The organism is Gemmatimonadaceae bacterium, assembly GCA_036504815.1.
In the GTDB taxonomy this organism is placed as follows: domain Bacteria; phylum Gemmatimonadota; class Gemmatimonadetes; order Gemmatimonadales; family Gemmatimonadaceae; genus PNKL01.
Genome location: DASXUN010000022.1, coordinates 1 through 8,344, shown reverse-complemented (window position 1 = coordinate 8,344; position 8,344 = coordinate 1). Strand labels below are relative to the sequence as shown.

The following is an 8,344-nucleotide window of genomic DNA, read 5'->3' as shown; positions in this document are numbered from 1 at the left end:
CTTGGGCGCGCGCGGCGCGCCCAAGGCCCCGACAATTTCGCTGGAATGGACCTCCGGTGAGGCGCGGCTACGTTACGAGCGTCGTGGCACCAGCGTCGCGATGACAATGCCAGTAAGGATGATCGCGCCGCCCACGATCGTCCGCATCGACGGCACCTCGGCGATGGCCGGGAGCGCGAACGCGATCAGCCCCGCCCCCACCGGCTCGCCAAGCATCACCAGGCTCACCGTCGGCGCATTCACGTGCTTGAGCGCCCAGTTGAACCCCGTGTGCCCAAGCAGCATCGGCCCCAGCGCGATGGCCGCGAAGATCGCCAGCTCGCGCGGCGGCTGCGGCGCCAAGTGCACGCCGGCCAGCGCGGAGAAGGCCAGCAGCACCACGAAGCACGAGCCGTATACCAGCGACACGTACGGCCAGACATCGAGCTTGGCGCGCAGCTTCCGCGCCGAGAGATAGTAGAACGCCACCGTGAGCGCGCCCACCAACGCCAGCGCATTCCCAAGCAGTTCCGTTCCCTTGCACCCCCCCGTGCCCGTGCCTGTGCACCCCCGTGCACCCCCGCCCTCGCCGAGAGCAACGATTGCCGCCCCCCCAAGTCCGACGATTGTCCCGATGATCTGCCGCTTCGTCGGCCGCTCACCCAGCCAGAGCGCCGATCCCGCGATCATCGCCACGGGATGCAAGTTGACCAGCAGCACCGACGCAGCGACGGTGGTCATTCCGAGCGAGGCGATCCAGCTCCAGAAATGCACCGCCAGGAACGCCCCTGCGGTAATGGCGATGGCAAAGTCCCTCGCGTGCAGCGTGCGCCACTGTCGCCATCCCCGCGTGTAGACCAGCGGCACCGCGACGATGACCAGCGAAAAGCCCAGTCGCCACGTGGCAATGGCCAGCGGAGGGGCCTCGCTGAGTCGGGCGAGGGGACCGCTGGTGGAGATACCAAGGAGGGCGAGGGCGAGAACCAGGATCAGCACGGAGATAAGATGGCGTATGGTTCGGTAGGGGGACAGATTTCACTTCTCGGAACGGGGAGGGGGTAGAGGCGTTGGGACGGGGGACGCGAGTCGGAACGAGGAGGGCGTCCCTCCGAGAAATGCACCTCCCCTTGCTGCACTCTTTACTCGTCCCTAAGCCTCTACCCCCTCCTCGTTCCGACCCCTCGTCCCTCCTAAACGCATGAATCGCACCCGCCTGGAAACCCTGCTCAACCTCGCCCCTCGCCTGCGCATCGCCGTCGTCGGCGACGCGATGCTCGATATCTATTTGCGCGGCGATGTCGATCGCATCTCCCCCGAGGCGCCGGTGCCGGTGGTGCGGGTGCGCGAGCGCAAGGACGCGCTGGGCGGCGCGGCCAACGTCGCGCAGAACGTCGCGGCGCTCGGCGCCAAGGTCGAGCTGGTGGCGATGATCGGCGCCGATGACGCGGGCACGCGCCTGCGCCAGATGCTCAGCACGATGGGCGCCGACACGCGCGGGCTGGTGCAGACGACGCGCCCGACCACCACCAAGACGCGCGTGCTCGCGCGGTCGCAGCAGTTGCTGCGCGTGGACGAAGAGGTGGACACCGATTGCCTCGACAGCGAGATCGCGATGCTCGCCGCGGCCATCGACCGCGCGGTGGACGCGGCCGACGCGCTGGTGCTCGAGGATTACAACAAGGGCGTGCTGGTGGTCCCCGTCATCGAACGCGCCATCGCGCAGGCGCGGCGCAAGGGGATCCCGATTGTCGTCGACCCCAAGTATCGCAACTTCTTCTCGTACCAGGGCGCGACCGTCTTCAAGCCCAACCGCCGCGAACTCGACGCCGCACTCGGCGCGGCCGTCGATCTCGAGCATCCGGATGCGCTGCCGCTGGTTCTCGAACGGCTTGGCGTGCAAAACCTCCTGCTGACGCTCTCCGAGAAGGGGATGGCGCTCGTGCAGACGGCAGACGGACGACGGGAGACGGGAGACGGGAGCAGCGTGGAGCGACGCCAAGGTTCCGTGCCCAAGGTGCCGAAGGTGCGCATCGACCGCATCCCCACCACCGCGCGCGAGGTCTACGACGTCGTGGGCGCGGGTGACACGGTTACCGCCTATCTAGCGGCGATGCTCGCTGCCGGGGCCACCGCCCTCGAAGCTGCCGTCATCGCCAACTATGCCGCCGGTGTAGAAGTTGGAAAGCTGGGCGCTGCGACGGTCAGCCCCGCAGAAGTGCTCGAAGCATTCGACGGTCACACGCAATAGAATGCGATTGTCGCGGAGGGCTGACTGCGCGAATACTGGAGGACCTCGGGGCGCGCGAGGCGCGCCTCGAGGTCCGAGAATTTCGTGCAGGCAGTCCCCCGCGATAATCGCATCAACCACTTTTGCACGGAGCCGTTGAATGAAACGAGCACTTCTGATGCTGCTGATGCTGCCCGTCGCGGCGGAAGCGCAGTGGCAGATCGGGGGGAACATCGGCCTGCGCACGCGCCCCGACGGCGGCGACGGCAACACCGTGCTCGGGGTGCAGTTCGAGGGGATGATCGTGAAGGTGGCCGGGAAGTCCAGCTACCTCGCGCAGGGGGCGATCATCCAGATGAAGAACCACAACGCCGCCGGGCTGCGTGTGCGCGAGAACTCGCTCGAAGGGTCGCTGCTCTATCGCCGCGCGCTCAATCGCTGGCTTGGCGCGGCGATTGGTCCGGCGATTGGTTATTCCACCGGCTGCGCCTCCGGCGGGCGCAGCGGGACGAACTACGGCGCCACCACCTGCGTGGCGTCGTACGCCGAGAAGGGGACCGTACGCCCCGGGTACATCCTGCAGCTCGACGCCGCCCATGCCACCGCGCGCGGTATGACGTGGCGCTATGGCGTCCGCGCCACGGGGCATACGGTGGCGAGCGGGAGCAAGACGCCCAAGCCCGTGCTCTGGGCCGGCTTCACGGCGCCATTCTCGTCGCACTAGCTGCTGTGCGCGCGGCGGCGTTCGCGGAGGGGACTCGCTGCGGGAAATTCTCGCGCCGTTGGCGCTCGAGTATTCCCGCAACGAGCCCCTCCGCTCGCGCCGCCCCCCTCCACTTTCCCCCACGTCGAGCGCGGGGCCGTTTCGCTTGTGCTGGTAAAGCCGCCGAGCGCGAGCGTGGGGTGGGTCCTCGCGAATACTGTTGGGCTCAATGAACGGGGCGCGGAGCGCCCCTACAGGCCCGACAATTTCGCGAGGACCCACCCCACGCTCGCGCCCACACAGCGGAAGTTGCACAAACGAAACGGCCCAGCGATCGCTCGCTGGGCCGTTCCCATGCGCCGGAGTTGGGGGCCTAAAGCTTCAGGCTCTCACGCCTGCTTCATCAACCAATCTTACGACTACTTCGTCAGCGCGACATACGCACTGATCATCTTGGACACCGCAAAGCCGCCCTCCGGCGTCGACACGAGCGCCTGCACCTGCGCCGACGTCAGCGACATCATTGCCACGTTCCAGGAGTCTAGGGCGGTGATGATGCTCCCCACAGTCGGGCTGGCGGAAAGCTGCGACAGCGCCGTCGCGAGGCCCTGCGCGGCCCCGAGCGGCACGCCAGACATCTGAAGGGTCTGCGTGAAGGCGGCAACCGCCACCGGTGCACCCGTCGTCACTGCGGATACGGTCAACGCCGCCGACTGAATAGCTGGCACAGGTGAGGGCGCCGGCAGGACCGGCGGGACCGCGACCGGCGTAGAAGGCGGAAGGTTGACCACTACGGCCCCCGCGCCGAACCCGCCGGGGGCGGTCACCGGCGCCGGCACGAAGATGCCGCCCACCGTCGCGCCCACCGTTCCGCCCGTCACGTCCGAACCATTCTGCGCCAGCGCCACGGATGCCGAGAGCATCATGGCGGCAGCGGTTGAAATCTTCAGGAAGTTCTTCATTGAGTTCGTCTCCAAGAGTCTGTTGTCTCTCTGTTGTCTGTCTGTTGTCTCTCTGTTGTTTCTCTTAGAAACGCATCCCGATGCCAAACCCGAGCGTGAAGCGCGGATCATTGCCATTGGCACCCGTCAGGTCGGTGATGGCCGGCGTGATGATCACCGGGAAGGCCTTGATGGGGACGAGCGACAATCCAACGGCCAGATCCTGTCCGCCCCAATCGGCGAAGGCCGAGGCCTGCGCGTGGAACTGCGCGCCGACGGACCCGAAGAAGTTCACGGTCTTCTTGTCTTCCATGAAATCCTTCTCGAAGCGGAAGCGGCCGTTGCCGATGCCGCCCGACACCGTCACCTGCTTCAGCGGCGACTCGGGGAACGAGAGCACGCGCGTGGCGGCCACGAAGACCGACGGATCGCCGCCGTCGCTGCCGCCCGTCACGAAGGCGTTCTCCACGCCCAGCGCGATGGAGGCGCTGCTGCTCACCTGATGGTGCGCCTTGAACGAGAAGGCCGTGCGCTCATACAAGCCCGAGCGGAAGGTGCCAAGCGAAGCGACCACCACTTCGAGGCCCACCGCCTCCTTGGCGTTGCCGAGGCCGAAGCCGAAGGCCATCGAGCCGTCGGAATCGGGAGTCGGCGCCGTGCTACGCTGCCCCCACGGCTTGCGGACCTGCTGGAATCCGCCGCCGACGAAGCCATCGCGCCAGGCCGCGCCGAAGCCCGACGGCGAGCCCGAGCTGGTGCCCGGCGCGCCGCGGAAGAAGGGCTGCGAGGCCGGAAGGCCAGCGGTCTGAATGGCGCCGAACGTCAGCAGTTGCTTGAGCGTTTCCGGCGGCACGGTCTTGAGCTGCTCGGGCGTCATCTTGGCGAGGTCTTGCAGCGTGACCTGCTGCGCAGTCAACGGCGAGACGCAGACCGCCACCAGGGCGAGGCCAGCCAGACGCTTGACGAAATTGAATGCCATCGGCGATCTCCGGAGATTCCTGAGTATGGACAGACGGGCGGCCCCACGTCGGGACCCGCCAACTATAGAAGCTCAATCTGCCCCAATGTGGGACTACGGGGACAAACTGTCAAGCCGAGACGAAGCAAAGGCCGGGAGGCGCCGCGCCGCCACCGACGGCGGGGCGGCACGCCTCGCCTCGGGGCTACTGGCGGACGCGACGCGCATCCGGTCCCGCACCAGCCCCTCGAGCTGCGCCAGCACCTCCACGCTGGGCGCGACGAGCAGCTGGTCCATCGCCAGGCGAATGCGGGCGTCGGCGTCGCTGACCACAGGGGTCAGCGCCGGCCCGAACGCGCGCAAGCTTTCCCTCACTTCCTCCACCCGCGAGGCCTCCTCGGCCGACTGGGTGCAGAAGACCTCGAGCCGGAACGAGCGGCGCTCCGCGAGTTCCCGCGGATCGTCCCGGCGAGGGAGCGGTGGCACGTCGGGCACCGGCATCTTTGACGTCTCTTCCCCACCCGTGCGCTGCCGCAGCCGGCGGAGCGTCACCAGGCCGTACCCTGCCACGTACACCGTCGCGGCCACCGCCAACTGGAGCCGAACGTCCGAATCCCACGGCGAAGGTACCACGAGCAGGAAGATCAGGAGGATCAGCCAGAGTCCCACCGGAAAGGTCACTTCAGTTGCTCCCAAAGGTGCCGCGCCAAAGGTGAGGGTCGACCGTCACGAGGGCGTCAAGACTGGACCACACTTTCGAAACTACCGCGGCCGGGGGTAGCTTGGAGTCGCCACAGGGCCGGGCCCTTAGCTCAGCGGTTAGAGCAGCGGACTCATAATCCGACGCGCGATGGTTCGAATCCATCAGGGCCCACTGGGTAAGGACGGGTTGGTGTGGGGGATGGTGATGGCGGAGGGCAGATGGTAGACGGGAGAAACTACCGCACCGTTAAGCCGATCACTCTCAGCTCCCCCTCCCCCCAGCGCAACGCCGCGACGATGCGCTTGGCGAGGATTTGGTAACGGCAGGCGCTCGACTGCAGGTGAAGTTGGGGTCGCCAATTCTCTACAGGCGTTGCCCCGTGAAGCAGACAGAGTATTTTGAACTCGTGCGGCGGCGTCCCGATCGCGCGATGATCGAAGACGCATGGATCTTGCGAGCCATTCGCAACCCAATACGGGAAACTGCGCAGACTGACGGCCGGCTGCGGCGCTGGTGCGCGGTTCCCGAGTACGGCGGGCGATACCTTCGGGTCGTTCTGCTTGCCGACGGCGAGACCGTGCACAACGCCTCTTTCGACCGGAGCTTCGTGCCGTGAAAATTCGCTATTTCAAGCAGACGGACACGCTCTACATCGAGTTCCGGGATGTCCCCGTGTTTGAGTCGCGGGACCTCGACGAGAACACGGTCGTAGACGTGGACGAACACGGGGACATGTGCGCGATCACCGTTGAACACGCGTCTCGTCGCGCTGGCGCCCCCGAGATCACCGTCGAGCAAGTCGCAGCGTAGGTCGCCGCCCCCCTCCTAAAACCAGGCGGGCGATGCGTCCAGCGTCGTGGTGTCGAGCCGGGTGAGGAGGGCGATGTCCGGAGCGATGCGCGGAAGCTCCCAGCCGAACCAGTACTTGGCGCACTGCAGCTGCATGGCGAGGAAGTCCCGTTCCTCCTCGCCCACTGCCGTCTCCCGTCTCCCGTCTGCCGTCACCGCCATGCGCAACCAAAGCCAGCCCACCACCACGCGCGCCGACACGTCGAAGTAGACCGACGCGTTAGCAAGCGCGCGATTCGGGTCCTTCATCATCGCCCCGCCCAGCACCTTCGTGCATTCGGCCCATTCGCCCAGGGCGGTGGCGAGCTGCCCGGCGAAGCCCTTGAGGGTGTCGTCGCTTGACGCGAGGGCGGCGGCGATGGTGGGCTTCACCTGACCGGCGAGCGCCTTGAAGCAGGCGCCGCCGTCCTGCACCACCTTGCGGCCCAACAGGTCGAGGGCCTGGATGCCGTTGGTTCCCTCGTGGATCTGGTTGAGGCGGTTGTCGCGATAGAGCTGTTCGATGGGATACTCGCGCGCGTAGCCGTACCCGCCCATCACCTGCATTGCGTTGCTGATGGCGATCTGGCTGCCGAGCGACGGGAAGGTCTTGGCGATGGGAGTGAGCACCTCGAGCAGCAGTGTAGCCAGCTGCTTTTTCTCTGTAGTTTCTGCGGTCTTCTGCTCATCAACCAATAGGGCGCACTGTAGGATCAGCAGAAGCGAAGCGTCGATGTGGGCCCGAGCCTCGAGGAGCATTCTGCGCACGTCCGCGTGCGCTATGATCGGGACGGGCGGCTTGGTCGGGTCCTTCTCGCCCGGGAGGCGCCCCTGCTTGCGGGTGCGGGCGTATTCCACGGCGTGGGCGTAGGCCGCGTGGCCCATGCCGGTGGCCGAGCGTCCGACGCTGATGCGCGCCTCGTTCATCATGTGGAACATGTAGGCCAGCCCCTTGTGGGGTTCGCCCACCAGGTAGCCCACGCACGGGTCCTTCTCGCCGAAGTTCAGCAGGGTGCTGGTGGTGCCGCGCCAGCCCATCTTGTGGATGAGGCCGCCGAGGACGACGCCATTGCGCGCGCCGATGGAGCCGTCGGCGTTGAGGAGGAACTTCGGGACGATGAAGAGCGAGATGCCTTTCGTGCCAGCGGGTGCTCCTTCGATGCGCCCGAGAACCAAATGAACGATGTTCTCGGTCAGTTCATGCTCGCCCGCTGAGATCCAGATCTTCGTTCCTTCGAGATGGTACGAGCCGTCGGGCCGGGCACGGGCCACGGTGCGCAGGTCCGCGAGCGAAGATCCGGCGTCGGGCTCCGTTAGGGCCATGGTGCCGCCGAAGCGGCCGTCGAACATGCGCGGGAGCCAGGCCGCCTTCTGTTCCGAGGAGCCGAACTCGGCGATCAGGTTGGCGGCGCCGACGGTGAGGAGCGGGTACGAGGCCGTGGCGACGTTGGCCGCGTCGAGGGTGCAGAAGGCCGCGGCGGAGATGACGTGGGGAAGCTGCATCCCGCCCAGTTCCACGTCGTGGGTGGCGGCCAGCAGCCCTGCCTCGGCGGTGGCGTCCCAGGCCGGCTTGACGCCCGGGTTGAGGACGACCTTGCCGTTCTCGACGCGCGGCTCTTGGGTGTCGTTGGCGCTGCGATGCGGCTCGTAGAGCTCGGTGGCGATGCCGCGGGCCGATTCCAGGACGGCGTCGAAGGCCTCGCGGGAGTAGTCGGCGAAGCGGGGGCGCTGGCAGAGCGTTTCGGCGCCGAGGACGTCGTAGAGCTGGAAGGCGAGGGTGCGGGGGGAGACCAGGTCGGGCATGTCATTGGGCCGGCAGAGGATGCGGCAAAGATAGAGCCCCCGACGCGGGGCGTCAGGGGCGTGTTGCACGCCGCGGATAATGTCCCCGTGGTGCGACCAGTAGAAGTGTCCCCCAGATTCGAGGCCTCGCGAGGAGGCCGGGATGGGGCGCACGGGGATGTCGACACGAGAGTTGGAGCGGGCACGGGTCCTGGCGCAGGTG

9 protein-coding genes and 1 tRNA gene are annotated in these 8,344 nt (G+C 67.0%); 5 read left to right on the top strand and 5 right to left on the bottom strand.

Annotation, left to right across the window (positions count from 1 at the left end; all coding sequences use genetic code 11):
• Nucleotides 1-72 precede the first annotated feature (72 nt).
• The gene (locus VGJ96_12765) at nucleotides 73-975 is read right to left on the bottom strand and encodes a DMT family transporter (protein ID HEY3287981.1); all 903 of its coding nucleotides are present in this window, start codon (nucleotides 973-975) and stop codon (nucleotides 73-75) included.
• Nucleotides 976-1,177: 202 nt separating this feature from the next.
• Between VGJ96_12765 and VGJ96_12760 the strand changes: the two genes are divergently transcribed.
• Nucleotides 1,178-2,227, top strand: a complete 1,050-nt coding sequence (locus tag VGJ96_12760) for a PfkB family carbohydrate kinase (GenBank protein HEY3287980.1) — start codon at nucleotides 1,178-1,180, stop codon at nucleotides 2,225-2,227.
• Nucleotides 2,228-2,366: 139 nt separating this feature from the next.
• Nucleotides 2,367-2,930, top strand: coding sequence for a hypothetical protein (locus tag VGJ96_12755; GenBank protein HEY3287979.1), 564 nt, complete (start codon nucleotides 2,367-2,369; stop codon nucleotides 2,928-2,930).
• A gap of 398 nt (nucleotides 2,931-3,328) precedes the next feature.
• Here the strand turns inward: VGJ96_12755 and VGJ96_12750 are convergent, their stop codons facing one another.
• The 3 genes from VGJ96_12750 to VGJ96_12740 form a co-directional block, all read right to left on the bottom strand.
• Nucleotides 3,329-3,871, bottom strand: coding sequence for a hypothetical protein (locus tag VGJ96_12750; GenBank protein ID HEY3287978.1), 543 nt, complete (start codon nucleotides 3,869-3,871; stop codon nucleotides 3,329-3,331).
• 64 nt (nucleotides 3,872-3,935) lie between these two features.
• Nucleotides 3,936-4,829 carry a hypothetical protein gene (locus tag VGJ96_12745; GenBank protein HEY3287977.1) on the bottom strand — a complete coding sequence of 298 codons (894 nt, stop codon included), beginning with the start codon at nucleotides 4,827-4,829 and terminating at the stop codon, nucleotides 3,936-3,938.
• Nucleotides 4,830-4,922: 93 nt separating this feature from the next.
• Nucleotides 4,923-5,489 (bottom strand): hypothetical protein, encoded by a 567-nt coding sequence (locus tag VGJ96_12740; protein ID HEY3287976.1) that lies wholly within the window; start codon nucleotides 5,487-5,489, stop codon nucleotides 4,923-4,925.
• A 120-nt stretch (nucleotides 5,490-5,609) separates the two neighbouring features.
• Between VGJ96_12740 and VGJ96_12735 the strand changes: the two genes are divergently transcribed.
• The 3 genes from VGJ96_12735 to VGJ96_12725 all read left to right on the top strand — a co-directional run bounded on the left by VGJ96_12735 (nucleotide 5,610) and on the right by VGJ96_12725 (nucleotide 6,321).
• Nucleotides 5,610-5,682 (top strand) — tRNA-Ile (locus VGJ96_12735).
• Nucleotides 5,683-5,890: 208 nt separating this feature from the next.
• Nucleotides 5,891-6,127 carry a hypothetical protein gene (locus tag VGJ96_12730; protein ID HEY3287975.1) on the top strand — a complete coding sequence of 79 codons (237 nt, stop codon included), beginning with the start codon at nucleotides 5,891-5,893 and terminating at the stop codon, nucleotides 6,125-6,127.
• Nucleotides 6,124-6,321, top strand: a complete 198-nt coding sequence (locus VGJ96_12725; GenBank protein HEY3287974.1) for a DUF2283 domain-containing protein — start codon at nucleotides 6,124-6,126, stop codon at nucleotides 6,319-6,321. Before VGJ96_12730 ends, VGJ96_12725 begins: the two co-directional genes overlap by 4 nt.
• Nucleotides 6,322-6,336: 15 nt before the next feature.
• Here VGJ96_12725 and VGJ96_12720 read toward each other — a convergent pair whose 3' ends face one another.
• On the bottom strand, nucleotides 6,337-8,142 hold the full coding sequence (locus tag VGJ96_12720; protein ID HEY3287973.1) for an acyl-CoA dehydrogenase: 1,806 nt from the start codon (nucleotides 8,140-8,142) through the stop codon (nucleotides 6,337-6,339).
• Nucleotides 8,143-8,344 lie beyond the last annotated feature (202 nt).

What these genes read in the sequence shown, in the direction of transcription:
- VGJ96_12745 (HEY3287977.1), bottom strand. Translation starts at nt 4,829, where the DNA reads ATGGCATTCAATTTCGTCAAGCGTCTGGCTGGCCTCGCCCTGGTGGCG.
- VGJ96_12755 (HEY3287979.1), top strand. Translation starts at nt 2,367, where the DNA reads ATGAAACGAGCACTTCTGATGCTGCTGATGCTGCCCGTCGCGGCGGAA.
- VGJ96_12760 (HEY3287980.1), top strand. Translation starts at nt 1,178, where the DNA reads ATGAATCGCACCCGCCTGGAAACCCTGCTCAACCTCGCCCCTCGCCTG.
- VGJ96_12750 (HEY3287978.1), bottom strand. Translation starts at nt 3,871, where the DNA reads ATGAAGAACTTCCTGAAGATTTCAACCGCTGCCGCCATGATGCTCTCG.
- VGJ96_12720 (HEY3287973.1), bottom strand. Translation starts at nt 8,142, where the DNA reads ATGCCCGACCTGGTCTCCCCCCGCACCCTCGCCTTCCAGCTCTACGAC.